This window comes from Butyrivibrio sp. AE3006 (assembly GCF_000424165.1).
Lineage (GTDB): Bacteria > Bacillota > Clostridia > Lachnospirales > Lachnospiraceae > Butyrivibrio.
The window spans coordinates 25,679-44,158 of sequence record NZ_AUJJ01000018.1; the positions used below are offsets into that span (position 1 = coordinate 25,679).

At 41.3% G+C, this 18,480-nt stretch carries 23 protein-coding genes and 1 pseudogene; all 24 read right to left on the reverse strand.

The features are described 5' to 3' along the window. Nucleotides 1-14 precede the first annotated feature (14 nt). The 24 genes and pseudogenes from G603_RS0109880 to G603_RS0110010 all read right to left on the reverse strand — a co-directional run bounded on the left by G603_RS0109880 (nucleotide 15) and on the right by G603_RS0110010 (nucleotide 18,426). Nucleotides 15-404 carry a C-GCAxxG-C-C family protein gene (locus tag G603_RS0109880; protein ID WP_026525327.1) on the reverse strand — a complete coding sequence of 130 codons (390 nt, stop codon included), beginning with the start codon at nucleotides 402-404 and terminating at the stop codon, nucleotides 15-17. 37 nt (nucleotides 405-441) lie between these two features. Then, on the reverse strand, nucleotides 442-1,212 hold the full coding sequence (locus G603_RS0109885) for an MBL fold metallo-hydrolase (RefSeq protein ID WP_026670132.1): 771 nt from the start codon (nucleotides 1,210-1,212) through the stop codon (nucleotides 442-444). Between the two features lie 96 nt (nucleotides 1,213-1,308). After that, nucleotides 1,309-1,782 (reverse strand): MazG family protein, encoded by a 474-nt coding sequence (locus tag G603_RS0109890; protein ID WP_026670133.1) that lies wholly within the window; start codon nucleotides 1,780-1,782, stop codon nucleotides 1,309-1,311. A gap of 621 nt (nucleotides 1,783-2,403) precedes the next feature. Next, nucleotides 2,404-3,078: an HAD family hydrolase gene (locus G603_RS19900; protein WP_035792743.1), complete on the reverse strand. Its 675-nt coding sequence runs from the start codon at nucleotides 3,076-3,078 to the stop codon at nucleotides 2,404-2,406. 204 nt (nucleotides 3,079-3,282) lie between these two features. Further along, nucleotides 3,283-3,660, reverse strand: a complete 378-nt coding sequence (locus G603_RS0109905) for a zinc ribbon domain-containing protein (RefSeq protein ID WP_026670134.1) — start codon at nucleotides 3,658-3,660, stop codon at nucleotides 3,283-3,285. A gap of 57 nt (nucleotides 3,661-3,717) precedes the next feature. Beyond that, nucleotides 3,718-4,344: an HAD family hydrolase gene (locus tag G603_RS0109910; RefSeq protein ID WP_026670135.1), complete on the reverse strand. Its 627-nt coding sequence runs from the start codon at nucleotides 4,342-4,344 to the stop codon at nucleotides 3,718-3,720. Nucleotides 4,345-4,381: 37 nt separating this feature from the next. Continuing rightward, nucleotides 4,382-6,163, reverse strand: a complete 1,782-nt coding sequence (locus G603_RS0109915; RefSeq protein ID WP_026670136.1) for an ABC transporter ATP-binding protein — start codon at nucleotides 6,161-6,163, stop codon at nucleotides 4,382-4,384. Beyond that, nucleotides 6,160-7,959 carry an ABC transporter ATP-binding protein gene (locus G603_RS0109920; protein ID WP_026670137.1) on the reverse strand — a complete coding sequence of 600 codons (1,800 nt, stop codon included), beginning with the start codon at nucleotides 7,957-7,959 and terminating at the stop codon, nucleotides 6,160-6,162. The genes G603_RS0109915 and G603_RS0109920 overlap by 4 nt, the downstream gene beginning before the upstream one ends. A 77-nt stretch (nucleotides 7,960-8,036) precedes the next feature. After that, nucleotides 8,037-8,402, reverse strand: coding sequence for a GHKL domain-containing protein (locus G603_RS0109925; protein ID WP_026670138.1), 366 nt, complete (start codon nucleotides 8,400-8,402; stop codon nucleotides 8,037-8,039). 120 nt (nucleotides 8,403-8,522) lie between these two features. Next, a complete protein-coding gene (locus tag G603_RS0109930) occupies nucleotides 8,523-9,365 on the reverse strand; it encodes a hypothetical protein (protein ID WP_026670139.1) in 843 nt (280 codons plus the stop codon). Between the two features lie 82 nt (nucleotides 9,366-9,447). Further along, nucleotides 9,448-9,915 (reverse strand): GNAT family N-acetyltransferase, encoded by a 468-nt coding sequence (locus G603_RS0109940; RefSeq protein ID WP_026525334.1) that lies wholly within the window; start codon nucleotides 9,913-9,915, stop codon nucleotides 9,448-9,450. A gap of 30 nt (nucleotides 9,916-9,945) precedes the next feature. Continuing rightward, nucleotides 9,946-10,446, reverse strand: a complete 501-nt coding sequence (locus tag G603_RS19905; protein WP_051207699.1) for a GNAT family N-acetyltransferase — start codon at nucleotides 10,444-10,446, stop codon at nucleotides 9,946-9,948. 69 nt (nucleotides 10,447-10,515) lie between these two features. After that, entirely contained in the window at nucleotides 10,516-10,857 is a 342-nt protein-coding gene (locus G603_RS0109950) for an arsenate reductase family protein (RefSeq protein ID WP_026670140.1), read from the reverse strand. Nucleotides 10,858-10,928: 71 nt separating this feature from the next. Continuing rightward, complete coding sequence (locus G603_RS0109955) at nucleotides 10,929-11,621, reverse strand: hypothetical protein (protein ID WP_026670141.1); 693 nt, start codon at nucleotides 11,619-11,621, stop codon at nucleotides 10,929-10,931. A 49-nt stretch (nucleotides 11,622-11,670) separates the two neighbouring features. Beyond that, nucleotides 11,671-12,279, reverse strand: coding sequence for a hypothetical protein (locus tag G603_RS19910; RefSeq protein WP_051207701.1), 609 nt, complete (start codon nucleotides 12,277-12,279; stop codon nucleotides 11,671-11,673). A 76-nt stretch (nucleotides 12,280-12,355) separates the two neighbouring features. After that, complete coding sequence (locus G603_RS0109965; RefSeq protein WP_026670142.1) at nucleotides 12,356-12,982, reverse strand: nitroreductase family protein; 627 nt, start codon at nucleotides 12,980-12,982, stop codon at nucleotides 12,356-12,358. Between the two features lie 134 nt (nucleotides 12,983-13,116). Beyond that, complete coding sequence (locus G603_RS0109975; protein ID WP_242834864.1) at nucleotides 13,117-13,638, reverse strand: GNAT family N-acetyltransferase; 522 nt, start codon at nucleotides 13,636-13,638, stop codon at nucleotides 13,117-13,119. Nucleotides 13,639-13,787: 149 nt separating this feature from the next. Then, the gene (locus G603_RS0109980; protein WP_026670144.1) at nucleotides 13,788-14,264 is read right to left on the reverse strand and encodes a pyridoxamine 5'-phosphate oxidase family protein; all 477 of its coding nucleotides are present in this window, start codon (nucleotides 14,262-14,264) and stop codon (nucleotides 13,788-13,790) included. A gap of 10 nt (nucleotides 14,265-14,274) precedes the next feature. After that, a complete protein-coding gene (locus tag G603_RS0109985; protein ID WP_026670145.1) occupies nucleotides 14,275-14,595 on the reverse strand; it encodes a DMT family transporter in 321 nt (106 codons plus the stop codon). Nucleotides 14,596-14,786: 191 nt separating this feature from the next. Continuing rightward, nucleotides 14,787-15,104 (reverse strand): annotated as a pseudogene (locus tag G603_RS0109990) (carboxymuconolactone decarboxylase family protein); the annotation flags it as partial. Between the two features lie 40 nt (nucleotides 15,105-15,144). Then, nucleotides 15,145-16,161, reverse strand: a complete 1,017-nt coding sequence (locus G603_RS0109995) for an aldo/keto reductase (protein ID WP_026670147.1) — start codon at nucleotides 16,159-16,161, stop codon at nucleotides 15,145-15,147. Between the two features lie 50 nt (nucleotides 16,162-16,211). Beyond that, nucleotides 16,212-16,829, reverse strand: a complete 618-nt coding sequence (locus G603_RS0110000; RefSeq protein ID WP_022762071.1) for a TetR family transcriptional regulator — start codon at nucleotides 16,827-16,829, stop codon at nucleotides 16,212-16,214. Nucleotides 16,830-16,979: 150 nt separating this feature from the next. Continuing rightward, nucleotides 16,980-17,480, reverse strand: coding sequence for a DUF2798 domain-containing protein (locus tag G603_RS0110005; protein WP_026525402.1), 501 nt, complete (start codon nucleotides 17,478-17,480; stop codon nucleotides 16,980-16,982). A 262-nt stretch (nucleotides 17,481-17,742) separates the two neighbouring features. Continuing rightward, nucleotides 17,743-18,426 carry a hypothetical protein gene (locus G603_RS0110010; RefSeq protein ID WP_026496630.1) on the reverse strand — a complete coding sequence of 228 codons (684 nt, stop codon included), beginning with the start codon at nucleotides 18,424-18,426 and terminating at the stop codon, nucleotides 17,743-17,745. Nucleotides 18,427-18,480: the final 54 nt, after the last annotated feature.

Below are 18,480 nucleotides of genomic sequence, written 5' to 3' on the forward strand. Positions count from 1 at the left end.
TCGGTAATGGTCTGTTATGCCTGCATGACTTCGCCATAGATCAGGACTGCATTTCTTACGCATTCTTCACAGGGGCAAAGTGGCTTGCCGTCAGTAATCGCCTTCAGTTCCTTGCATTTGATGGAGCCGCATCTTCTGCCAAACTCTTCCTGGATCTGCTTGGTTACTCCAAGTGTGCCTTTACCTTCTGTTGCTAATCCCGCAATCATTCCTGCTCCGATGAGGGCACCGCAGGTTGCTTCAAGATTACCCATTCCGGCACAGAATCCTGCAGAAAGCTGCTTTAAATCTTCCTCTGAAAGTTTTGTCAGATCTGCCAGTGCTGCAGTTACAGACTGGGCACAGTTGTACTTGCCCGAATTTTTCATTTCTACTGCTTTTTCAGCTCTCTCACTTATTGTCATTGTTGTCTGCTCCTTTCTTTACGATTCATTTTTCCTATCATCTATAACAAATTACACTCTCTAGCTGCTGATAGTGTTTTCCTTCTTCAAGCTTGAAAGGATGCTGCTTGCCTTCTCCTCCAAACCATTTATAAGGAAGATCATTTTCTGTTTTTCCTTCGCTGATCTCTACTGCGCCGTTTCGCATGCACCGCATAAGGGAGATGTCATCAAAATCCGTCGCGTGACCATGAAGAATGGTATCAGCCTTCTCTTCAAGAAACATGACCTTATCCAGTTCCTTAACAAAGTCCTCCATCTTAAGGCAGCCGTCAAGCTGCATCCACAGATGATGATTTATGGAATCCCCTGTGAAGAGTATTCTGTCCTCTTTTAAAAGAAGGAGGATTCCGCCGGGGGTATGCCCCGGAAGGTCGTAAACTTCCAGTGTTTTCCCTCCAAGATCAATGACATCGCCGCCTCTTATGGGCTTAAACTCAGGCATTGTCAGTCCATTCTTTTCGCACTCCGCTACAAACTCAGGACTCTTTATGAACGAATCCGCCAGCTCATTATCCTTGGGATTCATGAAGGCTTCATCAAAATAGACATTTCCAAAAATGTGATCGGGATGACCGTGGGTGTTAACAACCACAATGGGCTTATCTGTAATCTCCCTGACAACTTTGTGAAGGTCGTTATATCCATTCATCGTGTCGATTACACATACCTTTTCATCACCTACTACTATATAACCTGTCGCTTCATGAGCCTCATCCATAAGGTAAAGATAAGGTTTCAATTGCTTTAAGTATAATTCTTTTTCCATACGTAATACCCTCCTGCTGCTACTTTGTTTTCATGATAAGAACCTTCCCCAATATCGTTCTTATAAATCGCCTTTGGTCCTTTCAAATTTGGGTGATTAGGAGAAACCTTTTCTCTTCCTTGCAGCATTGATGAGATTTTCTGCCTCATCAAAAGCTTCCGGTAGATAAAGATTAGGATCTTCCTTACCCTCTTTTTCCTTAGCTTTGATTTCATCCCAATTCTTCAGAACTTCCTTGGAATCAGCAACCTCTACATCGCCAAAGACATGTGGATGTCTGCGGATCAGTTTTTCCGTGATACCTTTGGCCACATCATCCATAGTGAATATGCCTTCTTCCTCAGCAATCTGAGCCTGCATGACAACCTGAAGCAACAAATCCCCAAGCTCTTCCTTCAGATTTTCTGGATTCCCTGTCCTCTCGTAGACATTGATTCCGCAAAGAACCTCTGCTGCCTCCTCAATGCATCCGGGCTTCAGACTTGAATGGGTCTGTTCCCTATCCCAAGGGCAACCATCCGGAGCCCGCAGTTTCCTAACAACTTCTTTTAATTCATCGAATGATTTCATTTTATAATCCTCTTCAAATAATGGCAGCCTAACATAATACACTTTGTAATTTAGACTTTGCACTTTGTAATATAACACTTCATTATCATTTGTCTTCGCTCCGATTGATCTTCTCGCGCAGAGGAATTTCTCTTTTCCCCTAAAATAGAGGCGTGAAGTCTCTCGCTTCCGCTTCAATCTCCATTCTTGAGCAGAGGAATTTTCTTTTTTCTCTAAAATAGAGGCGTGGAATCTCTTCAAGCCTCTTCAATCTCCCTTCCTAAGCAGAGGAATTTTCTTTTTTCTCTAAAATAAAGGCGTGAAACCTCTTCAACCCTCTTCAATCTCCCTTCCTAAGCAGAGGAATTTCACTTTTTTTACCAAATAGAGGCGTGGAACCTCTTCAATCTCTCTTCCTAAGCAGAGGAATTTCACTTTTCCTCCCAAATAGAGGCGTGAAGTCTCTTCAAGCCTCTTCGATCACCCTTCTCGCGCAGAGGAATTTTCAATTTTCTCCCAAATAGAGGCGTGAAGTCTCTTCAAGCCTCTTTTATCTCTCTTCTTGAGCAGAGGAATTTTCAATTTTCTCCCAAATAGAGGCGTGGCAGTCCTCATCTGCTCAGTAAAGTTGAATTCAAGCGCTCAGCAATAATCCAAAACTTCAAGCTGATGATTCGCATGATCAAACTCATCGAGTATGGGACATGGAATGTGGGGTTCAAAAGCTCTGTCGTGAAACCATGTGCATTGAACGGGATGCATCCCTGCGTCCCTTGCGGCAAATAATTCTTTTGATCCGCCATCTCCCACATAGAGACACTCATCAGCTTCCACATCAAGGAGCTTTGTCATCTTCTGGAATAGCTCAGGGTCAGGCTTACAAATTCCCTGCTCATATGAGATAAGTGCCACGTCGAAATACTGGAATAATACACTCTTTCTTATGAAATCTCTCTCATCGGAAAAAGTGTTGGTTATAAGCCCTACCTTTATTCCTCTTTTCTTAAGCTCCTGTAAAAGTCTGATCGAATCATCGGGAACCCCGTTGAATGTATCCTCAAGATTCTCTCTTCTCTTGTTTACAGCTAAGCTTACATTTTCTTCAGAATATACTCCAAGCTTTTTGAAGACAACCTCCAGGCCCTGCTCAATAGTGTAGACACCGATGCTTCTTTCCTTCTCAATCGCATGCCACTCTTTTCTGAAAAGATCTGGATCAACTCCAACATCCGCTGCGATGTTCTCGCCGAAGTAAGTTTTTCCTTCAAACAAAGTGACAAGTGTCTCAAACATATCAAAGATGACTGCTTTTATCATACCGCCTGCTCCCCTTATTTACAAAAATCCCCAATCGATCCCAACAATAAATGTTAGGCAGTTTTATTTACACTAGTGTTATTCCACATCTATTATCACTATCTCCGGATGATTGAAAAATCTTGGATATGGCATTCGCTCACGGCACAAACCTCTGCTTACAACCATATCTGCGCCATTGGATAGCTCATCCCCAAACAATCATCAAAATCTTGTTCCGCACTTAGGGCAAAAATCAAAGTCCTCTGTTGTTTCGTATCCGCACTGCCTGCATCTCTTATAACCTGCTGCGAAGCCTCTTCCGCCACTCACCTGAGTGAGATGACTCGGCAAAATCTCCACCGATTCGCCTCTTGCTATCATCTTTCCGATCTCCGGATCAAGCTCGTAAACAGTTCCACAACAGCTGGTCTGGACATAGTAATGTTTGTTCCACTTTAAGGTCGGTATGAAAAAAAGCGACAATACCGTATATGTCATGAACACATTGAAGCGTCCATATCTTCCGCAGATAGCACAGGTAATCAGCTGATTGAAATCAAAGTCCTTTCTGCCATCTGTAATTCCCATGATAAAAAACATTTTCGTATTCCTCGTATGACTAGATTAAAGCGCCTGAAAGTAATCTATCCTCTCATGTCACATTTTCTTATCAAACAGCTCGAGGACTTCACTTAAGTCATCCACTTCATAATCAGCCTGTTCATCCTCATTGCTGACTTCCCAGTATTTCCACATTCCCTGCTTCACACGAACAGTTTTCATGCCCATCTTTTTTGCAGGAATTATGTCATTATCAACTCTGTCTCCGATCATAACGGCATTCTCAGGCTTGCAATTTGCCCTTGATAAAGCGAGTTCAAATATCCGCCTGTCAGGCTTTTCCAATCCTTCTTCTGCGGAAGCTATAACAAGATCGATGAACTTCAAAACGCCATGCTTTTCTAATCTGTCTGCGGTTCCCGGCAGCTGATTGGCAATAACTCCAATCTTATATTTCTTGCTCAGTCGCTCAAGGCATTCATAGGACTCAGGAAATAATTCCTCGTCTTCACTTCGCCAGCGTGGCCTTTCTATGCCATATTCCTGAATCAGCAGGCGCTCACCCTTTTTCTTTTCCTTGTAAAGCAAAAGCACCTTATCCTGTATGACTTCAAATGGCTCATTAACCGCTTCTGCAATTTCATGCAACCTATGTAAAAATGGCTTCTCTTCACTTACAAAAGTTGAGCCCACATCAAAAAATAGCCACTCTATGTTATCCAATGTTTTTCTCCTATGCTGTCCTATTCTTGCCAAATCGTTATGCCAGCTTATAGTTTTCTGCCTGAGCCATGAAAAGCTGGTAGTAGAGGCTGTCTGTTTTTTGCATCAGATTATTGTGTGTATCGTAATCTGTCACGGTTCCGCCGTCGATGATCAAAATCTTGTCACAGAACTTTGAAGAAGACATGCGGTGAGAGATGTAGATGGCGGTTTTGTCCTCTACAAGGGAGTTGAATTTCTCATAAATCTCTGCTTCCGCAATGGGATCAAGGGCGCTGGCAGGCTCATCGAGAATTACCATTTCAGAAGGTTTATACAGGGCTCTTGCAATGGCGATCTTCTGGCCCTGGCCGCCTGACATCTCAATACCGTCTTCGTCATATTCTTTACCGAAGCGGGACTCGATACCGTTTTTCAGTTCGTCCACTTTTTCCTTCATGCCCACTTCTTCCATGAGACGAAGCACTTTCGCTTTTTCTATCTCAGTATTGGATTCCTTGCAGGATACGTTTTCAGCAATGGTAAAGTTGAAAAGCTTGTAGTCCTGGAACACCGCAGAAATACTGTTCATATAGGTTCTGTAATCGTACTCATAAATATTTTTTCCGTTTACCAGGATCTCGCCGCTATCGAGCTTATACATGCGACAGATCAGCTTAACCAGTGTTGATTTGCCCGCACCGTTTAATCCCACGATGGAAATCTTTTCTCCGCGGTTTACGGTAAATGATACGTTTTTCAAAGTAGGCTTTTCAGCCTTGGGGTATGTGAATATCACATCACGAAACTCAAGGGTGTTAATGGGTCCCTCGAATTTTTCTTTTCCGGTTTCAAGTACTTCTTCCTCGATTTCCATAAACTCAAGATAAGGACTTAAGTAGGAAAGAGTCTGAATCAGCATAACCACCTGCTCGCCGCAGGACTGCATAGCACGGCTGAAGCTGATTGCTGAAGAAACATACATGGTCAGTGAACCGATTGAAAGCATCTTTCCAAAGCGGTCGGAAAGAGTTCTGACGCCCACGTAAAAATATGTAAGTGCTGTGGCACCGATGGTGATTACCTGCATAAGTCCGGTGGAAACCGCAAGTCCCCTCATGGCTTTTCCATAGAGGTCACAGACACTCTTATTTTCATTGAGGACCGTTTCTGTAATCATGGGTTCCAAGTCATAGAGACGGATTTCCTTCTGAGCTTTTTCTTCCATTCCGAGGCCGAAGTAATAATTGTATCTTCTGTTGATGGGAATGAGCTGCTGCATAAGGCCTGTAACCTTCTTCATGGACAGCGCATACGCCATCATGGAAAGTCCTGCTGCCACGGCCATGAGTATGATCAGCACAGGGCCAAGAGTCAGGAGAACTGCCAAAAGACCAATCAGTGTCACAATTGATGTTAAGGTCTGTGATACATAGCTAATCAGTCTGGAGATAGCGTCCTGATTGGAGATAGCAAAAACAGCTCTCTCTTTCAGGTCCAGATAGTACGGGTCTTCCAGATATGAATATTCTATATTCATGATCTTTTCGCCCATCTTTTCCTGCATGGTCTTATTAACAAACTCAGCACGAACATTTAAATAACGATCCAAAAGGTTCTCAAACAGCTTCATCAAAACATTGTTTAAAACAATAAGCGTTCCAAAAAGGATAAGCATATTGACCTGCTTATCACCCATGATCTCGTCAATCAGGAGTTTGGGCAGAATCACGTTAAGCAGCATATTGGCGCCGCCAAGGAGAGCTTTTACTACAAGCGCGATGATATACATGGGAGAAATGCTCCATGCAAGCTTTATAAAATGCATTAACTTTTTCATGCTTCCATAGCCTCCTCCTGATAGTATTTGCCCTGCACCACAAACATGTCGTAGTACATTCCCTTTTTCGCCATAAGCTCCTCGTGGGTTCCGTATTCCTTCACGCCTTCTTTATCAAATAGGGCTATCTTGTCGCAGAAAATTGTGCTGGCAAGACGATGGGAAATATATATGGCGGTTTTTCCTTCTACAAGTTCGCTGAAGTTTTCATAGATCTCTGCTTCTGCCAGGGCATCCAGCGCCGCTGTGGGCTCGTCCATGATTACCATGGGTGCATCTTTATAGAGTGCACGTGCGATGGCCAGCTTCTGGCGTTCACCACCTGAAAAATCTGTACCATCTTCGTCTATAACTTTCAGCATCATCTGGTCGAGACCTTTGGAGAGGCTCTTTAACTTTTTGCCAAGGCCAACTCTCTCCAGTGCTTCTGTGACTCTTGCATCGTCAGGATTACTGCTGCCGCATGTAACATTTTCACGAAGAGTAAATGCGAGAATATTGAAGTCCTGGAAAACCGTTGAATACAGGTCGTAAAGGTTCTTCTTTTTCCAGTCTCTGATGTCGATTCCGTTGACGTAAATATGACCTTCGTTGGGTTCATATAAACCGCAGATCAGTTTTACCAGTGTGGATTTTCCTGCACCGTTAACACCAACGATAGCAAGGCGCTCGCCCTTTTTGATGGTGAATGAAAAGTCTTTATAGATGTCCACGTCTGTACCGGGATAGCGGAAAGTTACATGGTTAAATACGATTTCAACAGAGTCTGTTTTTTCAGGTTCCTTGCTTCCCTCAGTCAGAATGTTTTCATCCATGAGACGATAGAAATCATCCACGTATTCGCCTTCGTTTCTGATCTTGGTTACTGTGTCACCAAAGAGCAGCATGTACTCAATCATGCCCATGATCAGGGCTACATACATGGTGTAATCGCTGACAGGCATTCCCTGGTACGCTTTATAGATCAGGATGCCGTACATGGCAACGTTGGTAAATACGAGGGTGAAAAGTCCCAGAAAACCAAGGGCAAAACGGCGATTCTCCACCATCTTAATAACAGCGGTAAATGCCTCGATTTCCTTTTTATAATTTGCAATGATTCGCTCTCTGAAGTTAAAGATGCGGATATCTTTTCCAAAAGAAAAGTCGTGTGTCGTCTTGTTAAAATAAGATATCCTGCGCTGTGCCTTACTTCTTTCTTCCTTCAGTGAGTACTCGTAGTCATGAGTTTTTACGGACACCCACATAAGTGTGACGCAGTGCAAAACAGTAACGACAAGAACTACCGGGCTCAGCGTGAAAGCCACCACTGCCATAGCGATCAAGGTCAAAAGATAAGCCGGTGCCTTGTAGATGAGATTCAGCATAAGTTCTATGCCGTTTCCATTGGAAGAACCGGCATCCATAGCTCTTGTATTCTTTTCCCAGAAGCTGGCGTCCTCTACATATTTGTAATCCATGTTCTGGATCTTCTGAGAAAGCAGTGCCAGATAATGCATGCGAAGGCGCATATTTTCAGAATCTGTCACCTGTCTTAAAAATGCGCTCATGAATGCAATAAAACCGGCGATAACAAAATAAATCGCCATCACTTTCGCCAGGGGAAGCGCAGCGTCTTTTCCATAACGCTCCAATGTTCCGATAGCAAGTTTGGGAAGTACGACGCCAAGAAACGGCTGAATCGCTATAAACAGCGCCGCAAAGATCATACGCACAAATTGAGTCTTACTTTCGGTGCGCACAAAAGTAAGAAGCCTTCCCACGACATAGGAAGGCTTGTAGATTCTTCTCTCCATTTTAACCAACAACCCTTTTTTCTTTTTTTAATTTACAGTCTATCAGAAACTGCGCTATAAACAAATCTTTTTATTTCTCAGACTATCATCCTGACTTTAAAAACATTGTTCTCTGCAATATATCTTATTTCACTATTTGTCTGAGTTACAAAAGCCAGAACACTTCTGGTTCCAATTCCATGATTTTCCTCATTACTATATGGATGACCTTCCTCGTCAAGCTTGACCTTGTCTTTGCAGGAATTAGACACTTCAAGTAATAACTGGCTTTTATATTTGGCGGTAACGGATATGAATCTCTCCTTTTCAGGAACTTCCATACATGCATGTATAGCGTTTTCCAAAAGATTACTAACGGTGATTGCAAGTTGCATCTCATCCACAGCCAAATTTGAAGGTATTGTAGTGGAGACCTCAACTTTAATGTTATTCTTTTCTGCCATTGAAACATAATGCGTAATAGCTGCATTAATTGTGGTGTTTTCACAGTATCTTTTTATCGAATGGGGCTCCTGTTTCAGTCGGTCGCTTAGGCACTCCAGGGCTTCTTCTGTTTTTCCATCCTAAAGAAGGGATAGGAGCAAAGCTTCAAAATGCCTTCTGTCATGCCTCATTGCTCTATCCTGCTGCATTATGTCCTCTGATGCTGCAAGACGTTCTTTCATGGTTTTAGTTGCAATTGCCATAATGTCTGCTTCTGATTGCAGTTTGTATTCGTTCTGTCTCGCTTCAAATTCCTGCTTCATCAGTTCGGTATGTTTTTCAAGAAATGCAAAAACAAGAATATTTACAAAGACCAGAATAACAATCATTTCTGTATACTGGTACAAATTGAATTCTTCACTGTTTTTTAAAAAGCGGTTTCCATCAATCATAAAAAACATAATTGTAAATATCGGCAGCCCAACATATGGAAATGCAGCTTTATCTAATTTTCGATTGCCGTCTTTATTGCCTATAATGCAGATAATCCATGCAAGTATAAGGTATATCAGAAACATAACACCGCTTGAGACGGGATTCATCCACTCATAGCTCATGTTATTAGTATCAGCACCGGTCATTCCGTCAAATATAATACTTGAAACAATTTCAATCGACCCCTGAATTGCAAGATAAAACAAAAAGTAAATGATTCCCCTATAATTGTTTACTTTGTAGCAAATATATAGCGGGACAAGATACAAGATAATAGATGCGCTCATATTAAGCAGTGCAATTCCCTGTAGATTTGCATAATAGAACAAAATGCAGCAAATAGAATAAATGAGAAAAACCAGGATCTTTTTCCGCTCAAAGAAAGCTCTTTTCCTGTAAAAAGAGCTATGCATCATATGATATAGAAATATAGTCACTATATCGCCAAGAAGCAGAAGTGAAGAAGAATGCGATAATAACTCAACCATATTTATCCTCCAAACATTGGGAACTTCTGGCCTTCTTTGACATAGTTCTTTAGCTTAAAGTCCATTTCTGTTCCTTTCGTTATCATAAGTTGTACATCATGAAGTTTCCGTTATGTTTAAATCCAAAAGCTGTATATAACTTCACTCCCATATCTGAAGCCGTGATATGAACTGCCCCGCAACCGTAGGCTCTTGCTTCTTCAACAACTCTGTTAAGCAGTTCTTTTGCTATGCCTTTCCTTCGATAATCAGGATCGGTATACATGCTGGACAATAGCCCAAGTTTCCCTGATGGGCAGGTAAAATATGGCGGTTTCTCAACAAAAGACATACCACTTGTTCCAATGATCTTATCTCCGTCCATGGCAAGCCATGAAACAAAGGTTCCATCTGCCATATGCCTGTGATAAAAGTCTTCCAACGCTGATTTTAAATCCACACCCTCCGGCACAGTTCTCCCGGAAACTGTGTATTCCTCCGTAAGCTGAGTAATCCTCATTTCGATAAAAGTATCCAGTTCAGCATCTGTGAGTTTTTTATAAGTGATCATATTTACCCCCTTTGCTTATTCAAGACGCACTTAAATCTCTACTATCGATCCCATCAGTTCCAGATATTTTCCGGATTCGGTGGTGAACTTGTCTACGCCTTTGTCCTCGTGCTTGAACTTCCTAAGAAGTTCCTGACTGCCTGTATTTCTCACATCTGCTTCATAGAAAAATCTGTTCTTCTTGTATTCCTTGCAGGTGTAATCCAGTACAGCGCTCAGCGCTTCGTAAGCATATCCTTTTCTCTGCTGATCTTTGATGATCCAAATCCCAATTTCCGGAACATCTTCGTTTAAACCATGTACCTCAACGCTTCCAACATAATTCTCATCCATGTCGAGAATTGACATGCACAGCATCTCTTTGTTATTCATCTCGTCAATAAAGCCCTGCAAAAATTCTTTTGCATCCTCAATTGAATCAAAGGGCTCCGGATACTGATACTTGGTAATATCGCTGTCAAAGCCGGTAAAGTACGCCTCCAAATGATCCATACTAAATGGTACTAATCTAAGTTTTTTTGTTTCTATCAATTTTTTCTTCCTCCCATTATGTTAAAATCCCATTGCTGTTTTCACAATCTGCATTTTCCCGGTTATCTGTTACTCCCACTTCTTCCAAACTTCAGGTTGATATCCCAGAGTGGACTGTTTTCCATTTCTAACGACCGGGGTCTTGATTATCTGCTGATTTTCCAAAAGCTTTTCAGCCTTGTCTTCATCAGCAATGTACTGAATTAGCGCAACTGCATCTTTATCCTTGGCATCAGGGTTAATCATATTCATTATGCCGCCATTAGCACTTGCAACAGCACTCAGTTCGCCCTTACTCATGCCCTTTTCCTTCATGTCAACGAACTGATATTTTATGCCGCGTTCCTTAAAAAATCGCTCCGCCTTCTTTGTATCATTGCACTTTTTTGTGCCAAATATCTGTATGTTCATGCTACCCTTCCTCTACTTCATTCTTACTTTTCGTACTTCACATGGTAAAAACATTTACCCGTTTCGGCTTTTCATAAAAACAACGAAATCATCCATAAGTAACATATTGTTTTGGGGATCATCATCATTCCGAGCATCGGTTTCCTGTTTGCACCAAGCACAACAACCATGTAGCATACAAAGCTTACAGTCACAAGAACGGCCAGTAACCATTCCTGAAATAGCATGATAAGATATCCAACCGTTATCACTCCCATGACAACGAACGGAATATTTCTGTACAATCCCCAGTTAGTATCCTTTTCTTTCGAAAACCAGCGGTTCTGCGGAAAAGCACAAAGGGCAATTCTAATTACCGCCAGCACTATGAGCACCATCAATAAGATCATCCTGTTTCCGGAAACTGAACTGATATCACCATTACCGTGTTTTACAGATAACGCAGCAAAAAAGAACAGATAAAACACCGTCATCGTCACGGAAGATACCAGATTCCCCAGTCCCAGCCAGAAATCTCTTTTCCGCTGTTCTGATTCTATTGTTGTAGCCCCTTTAAAATTGATCATGATCCTCGGTACCAGATGGAACGCATCACCGCAACCCAATAGCAGTGTCATTCCGGCACAGATGCTATAAAATATATCTCCTGTAGCCTGTGCCCTGAGAATAAATGTGCAACCGGCAACAAGTGCAAAAACAAGGTATCCGATACAAAAGACATTCTCACCAATTCTCATTCCCAAAGGTTTTTCTTTTTTGCTCATAAATTCACCTTTCCCTGCACCTCAAGAATAATCTGAATTTTCATGGATTCTAATCAACAAAATTCCTTAATATCTCTTTTTCTTTATTCTTGTTCATGGCCGGAGCCGGATTCCACAGCAAAGCCTTATTGTCAAAAGCATACTTGACCTCAGCGTAATCAACACAGTTATATTCACCAATATCCAATGCTTCAGTATACTTTTCAACATTGATTTCAATCCAAATGAACTCCTTAAAAAGTTCATTACATCTACGATATTTGCAGCTGTTTTTGTCAGAATATGTATAGAAACTATAGATATTTACATCTTCATGGAACACGCCTGTTTTCCCGACCTCATAAGGTACAGATACCATTAAACTTATTATTTCACTTATCTCGCTTTTGATATCGTTGCTGCTCCCAACCTCAACACAGACCCATTTATTATTCTTTACCTTACCCCAAAGACTCCACAGGTGCTTATGCTTTTTTTCATATTCGAATGTAGAATAATCTCTAATTTCTCTCTGAATCGCAGCTCTCTTAGGTCGCTTAATATTCCCATCATGTCTGGTAATCTCACAGAATAATTCGGGATTCTTTTCTATTTCCGCTAGTATATCTTTAGCGATGTTCATGTCAAGTATCTTATTTAGGTCAGCAATCTCCACCATCAGTATTATACCCTTTCACATCAAAAAATCCTCAATATCTCCCGACACTTTCCGAGATATCGTGCTATACTCTGAATCAGTATTCATTCCAGTGAATCCTGTCTTGAGGATTGATCTCTATCTGTCTGACTGGTTTGATTCCCTTCAATGGTCTTCCGATTCCTATAAAACACGGCATGAAATAATCCTCCGGATATTTCAAAACTTCTCTTGCATGTGTACTTTCCTCACCGAGCGGTATTCTAAGATTACATCCAAGTCCCTCAGCTGTTGCCGCAAGAAAAATATTCTCAATACAGCACCAAATTGATGCAAACCCATTTAGATGAGATACGTTTTCCGGATGTAAAATATCCGTCTTTTGTTTCAATAAAGGTATTATGATAGCCGAAGCGTAAAAAAGCATTCTATATTGCTTTGGAACAGCATTGCGATAACACTCCTGCTGAAGCTTATCATTCAAATTCCAATCCCTAATGAGTTGCTCCATATCCGCATCCGATATTCCTTTAGGAATGCACTCAAGAAGCCTGACAGCAACATCCTTATCTGTTACCACTACAAATTGCCAATCCCGCATATGATCATTCGTCGGTGCTTTTAGCCCTGCGGAGATAATTTTTTCAAGAATTTCTTTTGAGATTACTTCGTTTTCAAAGTCACGAATTGTTTTTCTTTGATTTATCGCCTCAAATAAATCCATATTTCAATCCCCTTTCCTTAGCGAAAGATACTGCATATGAAACCAATGCAGTTCCAAGTCCTGTAAGTAGTGCACTTACAGGAACCATTATTACAAGCCAAATAATCAATGCCCCATACACACTCCTCTATAATCTACAGTTCTTTTTTCATATAACCACATGTAAATGGAAAGAAATCATATTTCTTTGTCCCCACATGAACAGCTCCGTTATCCTCATACCACTTACGAAGCCGCGTATTCTCTTCTACTATTCCGATATTCATCAGACTACAGCCTTTGCTTCGGGCGATTTTAAAAGAATGCTCCAATAGCTCTTTCCCTATTCCCTTATGTCTGTACTCTGGTAATACAGCAAGATTGTTCAACTCGCACTCATTGTTATCCTGAAGGAGTAACGAGTAATATCCGCACAGTACACCGTCTACCTCAAACACATACATCGGTCTATGCTCGCCATCCATGTGCCAGTATAGTCTCTCATCGGTAGTTGCAAATGCAGTAAACCTCGGAGCATTTTCCTCTGTAAAACCATATTCATCAGCAACAGTCTTAAAACTCTTTTTTATAATATTTGCACATAAAGAGATTTCTTCCCGCTTAACCTCTCTGATCATTCCATAATCCTTAAGATCAATTTCAAATAACTGTTTCATACTCTTTTTATCACCACTTATATATCCTCACAAAACGCTATTATTTCCCGCTTTCTGGGTTCTACATTTTCCTTATACTCAACAGAACATAGTCCCAGGCTATTTACTGCTTGAATCTCCAAATGGCCATAAAATTTCGATATTCCTTCCTATGATTCATTAACCAGCTTACCCGTCATATGCTCAGGAATTAACCCCAAGCACTGAACATTACGGAAAGAATTCTTTATCTCCTGCTCCAGATAAGCATGATCATCGGTAAACTTCCTGGTAAGTTCAGAGCAGATCCGAAGAGCGACCTCCTCATCTTCTACCAAATGAATTCTTCCAAATGTGATCACGCTTGTAATGTTCAGAGCCCAATCGCCTTCCTTGCGGTAGCCTTCATTATAAACACAGTAGCTTGCCTTATCGCAGGCCTTGATTGCATCTATCTTATGCCCTTCCTTTGCTCCGTGGAAATAGATTTTTCCATCCTCTTCGCAATACCAATGATCAATCGGGATTCCATATGGATATCCATCATCTCCTATCAGAGAAAGAACCCCTCTCTTAGTACTCTTTAATATCTCTATGCATTCAGCCTCAGAGATCTGCTGCTTAAATCTTCTCATTTTTCTAAACATTGTAAACACCTCAATCTTTCGCCAAAATTTTAAGTCCCGCTATTCCAACTACAATCAGGATAACACAGATAACCTGCGGAACAGACAATTTCTCATGGAAAAGAAATACTCCAAGTAAGGTCGTTCCCACAATTCCCATGCCAGTCCACATAGCATATGCAGTTCCCGGCGGAAGCTGTTTCAATGCAATAGCCAGAAAAACTGCGCTGGCAATATAGCCTACTCCTGCAATAATCGAAGGCATCAGCACTGAAAACCCATTCGACATTTTCATTGCTACTGCCCATGTAATCTCAAGCGCACCTGCAATCAGCAAATAAATCCATCTCATATAAATCTACCTCCAAAACTAAAAAACGCCATTCCCTTACCTGCTAAGACCTAACGGTAAAAGAATGACGTAAATCCCACTACTCGGTAGCAATGGGCGTCTGTTATATTTGATTGAATTGATGATACGATAATTGCTCTGGGGCGTCAATACTACCTGTCCTTTTCTGTCAGTTCAGGTACTTCTTCATTCCATACTTCCTTTGCAAGACGAAATACCGCCCATCCCTTTGGCCATCCTACATACATGGTGGCATGGGTTATGATGGCTGCAATCTCTTCCTTTGTGACTCCGTGAGCCTTCGCATTCTGAAGGTGATATGAAAGCGATGAGTCTGTGATGCCTGATGCCATAAGTGAAACCACTGTAATAATGCATTTGGTCTTAACATCAATCGCTTCCTCATTCCACACTTCACCAAATAATATGTCGTCATTCAGATGAGCAAACATCGGCGCAAACTCCCCAAGCTGTTCTCTTCCTGCTGTCTGTACGATTTTTTCTGCCATCTTATTTCTCGCCTCCTAATATTTTCTGTGCACCTGTAGTTCAAACATGTTTCTTTGATGCATCAGTTCTTTTATTCTGTGCCATGACTCCTGCAAGCGGATGAGGCACATATAGCTCTTCCAGATAAGTAAGTTCTTCATCAGTAAGCTCCAGGTCAACAGCTTTTGCTGCGCCTTCTATGTGATGAAGCTTGGTCGCTCCAACTACCGGTGATGTCACTTTGGTAAGAAGCCATGCCAAGGATACTTCCGTCATGGTCACACCATGTTTTTCCGCAAGCTCTGCTACACGACCTATGATCACAGCATCCTTATCCGCTGTAGCATCATACTTAAACTTCGCATATGCATCCTCAACAGCTCTTTTTGTATCACCTTCGCCCGGCTTTCTGGAAAGCCTTCCGCTTGCCAATGCACTGTAAGGAGTCAGCGCGATATTTTCCTCTTCACAATAAGGCACCATTTCCCGCTCTTCTTCACGGAAGATCAGGTTATAATGTCCCTGGATCGAAACAAACTTTGCAAAACCTTCTTTTTCTGCCAGAGCATTAGCCTTTGCGATCTGCCATGCAAAACAGTTTGAAATGCCGATATACCTTGCCTTGCCTGCTCTCACTATACGATTTAAGCCATCTAAAATATCATATATATCTGTATTCCAATCCCACATGTGATAGATATACAGATCCACATAGTCCATTCCAAGATTTTGAAGGCTTGTGTTTATCATATTTTCTATATGCTGCTGTCCGGTAACTCCTTTTTCAATTTCTTCGGGTGTCCTTGGTAGAAATTTTGTTGCTACAACCACATCCTCGCGATTTGCAAAATCTCTAAGTGCTCGTCCTACATACTGCTCACTTGTTCCGCTCTGATAAGCGATTGCAGTATCATAGAAATTAACTCCAAGGTCAAGACCTCTCTTTATAATCTCTCTGGAATGCTCTTCGTCAATTGTCCAGCTGTGCTGTCCTCTCGTCGCATCGCCAAATCCCATACAACCCATGCATATACGGGATACATTTAATTCTGAATTTCCAAGTTTTGTATATTTCATTATCTGATTCCTCCGTTTGCCAATTAGTGTTTTTATTAGTCTGCCTCGCTTTATAAAAGCTTCAGCAGGCAGTTATTTGTTATCTCAAAAATGGACTGATATACATAGTCCACATTTGCCTGTTTCATGGCTTCCCTCTGTTTATCCGTTACTGCGGTATAAGGATAAATACCAAACATAAAAGGGAAGAATACATATATAAAATCCTGAATCTCCTGCACCGATTTCTCCGGACAGAACTTTGTGATTATCCTGCATACATTTTTCATAGACTCGCCATAAGCTACCTTAAAAGATGTAAGAAGTTCAGGTCTGCTGTTTTCCTCCATATCATAGTTATTCATGGAGAGAAGTTTTAGCAGTTGCTGCCTGTTGGCTATGGATGATGCAAGCTTGTTTGCAAGCTGCTCCTTGGAAAGCTTCTCATTTTCCTGAAGAATAGATTGTAATTCTTCATTCCAACGAATGTACTCCCTCTCAAAAAGGGCCAAAAATATTTCCTCTTTTGTCTGGTAGTAGTTATATATTGTCGGCCTTGAGAAGGATGTTTCATTCCCGATCTCTTTAAGAGTGATATCTTTAAAGCTCATGGTCTGATACAGCTTCTCGCAGGCACTTATGATTTCTTCTTTTCTTGCTGCGGTTCTTTCCGGTGATCCTTTTGGCATATATCTGTCTCCTGATTTTTTATTCTGACTTCGTGTCAATATGAATCATAATCATTTTCTGACACCGTGTCAATATATTTTTAAAATAAAAAAATCAGGTTCCATCCAATATGATGAAAACCTGATTATATTCAAAAAGTTAATGTTTATTTATGCTGCCTGCTTGGTAACTGCATGAGAGTCCTTTGAGAATTTCTTTACAAAGAAGCCAAACACGTTACGAACAAATGGTCCTGCAAAGAAAAGCTGCCAGCAAAGAGCCATAGGGAAATTAAGGGCTGTAGTATGAATCCATACTGCCACAAGTTCTTTTCCTGCATCCTTAAAGAGCAGTGTCGCTGCAAAGCTCATAAGCGGGCACATAAGGCATACAGACATGGCTGATATAGCAAGAATCATCATGATCATTGAATCCTTACCTGGGGTCACAAATCTAAAAGCAAGCTTCTGAGCAAGCTTTCCTACAAATAAAAGTTCTAAAGCTATGGCAATAGGCCACATAATCAGCATTTCTTTAAATGCCGCTAAAAAAACAAAGTTCTGCATCCCTCCCACATTAAGGGCTATATTGTAGCAGATCATTGCATAGACCATGACAAACGCCATGAAAATAGTGAAAATAACATCCTGAAACTTATTCTGTGGTAACACGTTAAGGTTCTCCTTTCATAAAACAAGGAAGACTTAAGCGTGTTGTTCGTTAGCGCCCTCTGCGGGTGTACGTTTCCAATGTTACCAGCTTTTACATCTTCTATACTATATTCAACAGGTTGTGATTATATCAGAAAATATCCTGGCATGTAATACCAAATTTTACTTATGGAAGATTTAACACGAACCATTGGTTGATATGCCACAAATGCAGCATTTATGCGTGACTCTATCATGGGTTGAGTCTGTTTCAGTACTACTATTATTCAAGCTTTATCCATTCAATAGATGTATTTTCCTTTGAATATTCATCCACAAGAGCATTGAACTCCTCTTCTGTAATGACATCGAACTTCTCTATATTCTCAAGGTAGTCCTGTGGCGGATTCTCCTGCATATAAAACTCTGGTGCGCCGGACTCAGCCCAATCATCGTAGTAGTTTACAAACGCCATGACAACCTTAGCTTCTCCTTGATCAGCAATTTCTGATACAACATACATCTTACGGCCTTCATGACCTGTATCTCCACTGACAAACTGATTCTTGTCATTTATGAAAGTAACTCCGGAGGATCCAAGATTCTCCACATTCGCTGACTGGATCTTATTGTCCTTATACTCGATGATGTCATAAATCCAATATCCAAAAGAGCGGACAATCAGCTCATTTATGCCATCCCCATTCATGTCAAAGAGAGCATATTCCATATCAGGCTCTCCCACAGCCCAGAAGGTCTCGCCGTTTGCATCAGCTTCATTCCCCTTCAGATACTCCATAAAATGTGCATCAGCATCGCTTTCCTTACCCACTGTTGACGGAAGCTCAATAGTTGTGGGCTCATCTGCACCACCGATTATTTCTGCATCATCTGTCTTTTTTGCGCCGCAGGCTGTCACACCAAATGCAATCACCAGTGACATCGCAACTAATATAGCTCTTTTCATGATCAATCCTCCTTAAATATCGAATAGTCCCTCTCAAAAAGAACCTCTAACATC

What these genes read in the sequence shown, in the direction of transcription:
- G603_RS0109880 (WP_026525327.1), bottom strand. Translation starts at nt 404, where the DNA reads ATGACAATAAGTGAGAGAGCTGAAAAAGCAGTAGAAATGAAAAATTCG.
- G603_RS0109885 (WP_026670132.1), bottom strand. Translation starts at nt 1,212, where the DNA reads ATGGAAAAAGAATTATACTTAAAGCAATTGAAACCTTATCTTTACCTT.
- G603_RS0109890 (WP_026670133.1), bottom strand. Translation starts at nt 1,782, where the DNA reads ATGAAATCATTCGATGAATTAAAAGAAGTTGTTAGGAAACTGCGGGCT.
- G603_RS19900 (WP_035792743.1), bottom strand. Translation starts at nt 3,078, where the DNA reads ATGATAAAAGCAGTCATCTTTGATATGTTTGAGACACTTGTCACTTTG.
- G603_RS0109905 (WP_026670134.1), bottom strand. Translation starts at nt 3,660, where the DNA reads ATGTTTTTTATCATGGGAATTACAGATGGCAGAAAGGACTTTGATTTC.
- G603_RS0109915 (WP_026670136.1), bottom strand. Translation starts at nt 6,163, where the DNA reads ATGAAAAAGTTAATGCATTTTATAAAGCTTGCATGGAGCATTTCTCCC.
- G603_RS0109920 (WP_026670137.1), bottom strand. Translation starts at nt 7,959, where the DNA reads ATGGAGAGAAGAATCTACAAGCCTTCCTATGTCGTGGGAAGGCTTCTT.
- G603_RS0109925 (WP_026670138.1), bottom strand. Translation starts at nt 8,402, where the DNA reads ATGGCAGAAAAGAATAACATTAAAGTTGAGGTCTCCACTACAATACCT.
- G603_RS0109930 (WP_026670139.1), bottom strand. Translation starts at nt 9,365, where the DNA reads ATGGTTGAGTTATTATCGCATTCTTCTTCACTTCTGCTTCTTGGCGAT.
- G603_RS0109940 (WP_026525334.1), bottom strand. Translation starts at nt 9,915, where the DNA reads ATGATCACTTATAAAAAACTCACAGATGCTGAACTGGATACTTTTATC.
- G603_RS0109950 (WP_026670140.1), bottom strand. Translation starts at nt 10,857, where the DNA reads ATGAACATACAGATATTTGGCACAAAAAAGTGCAATGATACAAAGAAG.
- G603_RS0109955 (WP_026670141.1), bottom strand. Translation starts at nt 11,621, where the DNA reads ATGAGCAAAAAAGAAAAACCTTTGGGAATGAGAATTGGTGAGAATGTC.
- G603_RS19910 (WP_051207701.1), bottom strand. Translation starts at nt 12,279, where the DNA reads ATGGTGGAGATTGCTGACCTAAATAAGATACTTGACATGAACATCGCT.
- G603_RS0109965 (WP_026670142.1), bottom strand. Translation starts at nt 12,982, where the DNA reads ATGGATTTATTTGAGGCGATAAATCAAAGAAAAACAATTCGTGACTTT.
- G603_RS0109975 (WP_242834864.1), bottom strand. Translation starts at nt 13,638, where the DNA reads ATGAAACAGTTATTTGAAATTGATCTTAAGGATTATGGAATGATCAGA.
- G603_RS0109980 (WP_026670144.1), bottom strand. Translation starts at nt 14,264, where the DNA reads ATGTTTAGAAAAATGAGAAGATTTAAGCAGCAGATCTCTGAGGCTGAA.
- G603_RS0109985 (WP_026670145.1), bottom strand. Translation starts at nt 14,595, where the DNA reads ATGAGATGGATTTATTTGCTGATTGCAGGTGCGCTTGAGATTACATGG.
- G603_RS0109995 (WP_026670147.1), bottom strand. Translation starts at nt 16,161, where the DNA reads ATGAAATATACAAAACTTGGAAATTCAGAATTAAATGTATCCCGTATA.
- G603_RS0110000 (WP_022762071.1), bottom strand. Translation starts at nt 16,829, where the DNA reads ATGCCAAAAGGATCACCGGAAAGAACCGCAGCAAGAAAAGAAGAAATC.
- G603_RS0110010 (WP_026496630.1), bottom strand. Translation starts at nt 18,426, where the DNA reads ATGAAAAGAGCTATATTAGTTGCGATGTCACTGGTGATTGCATTTGGT.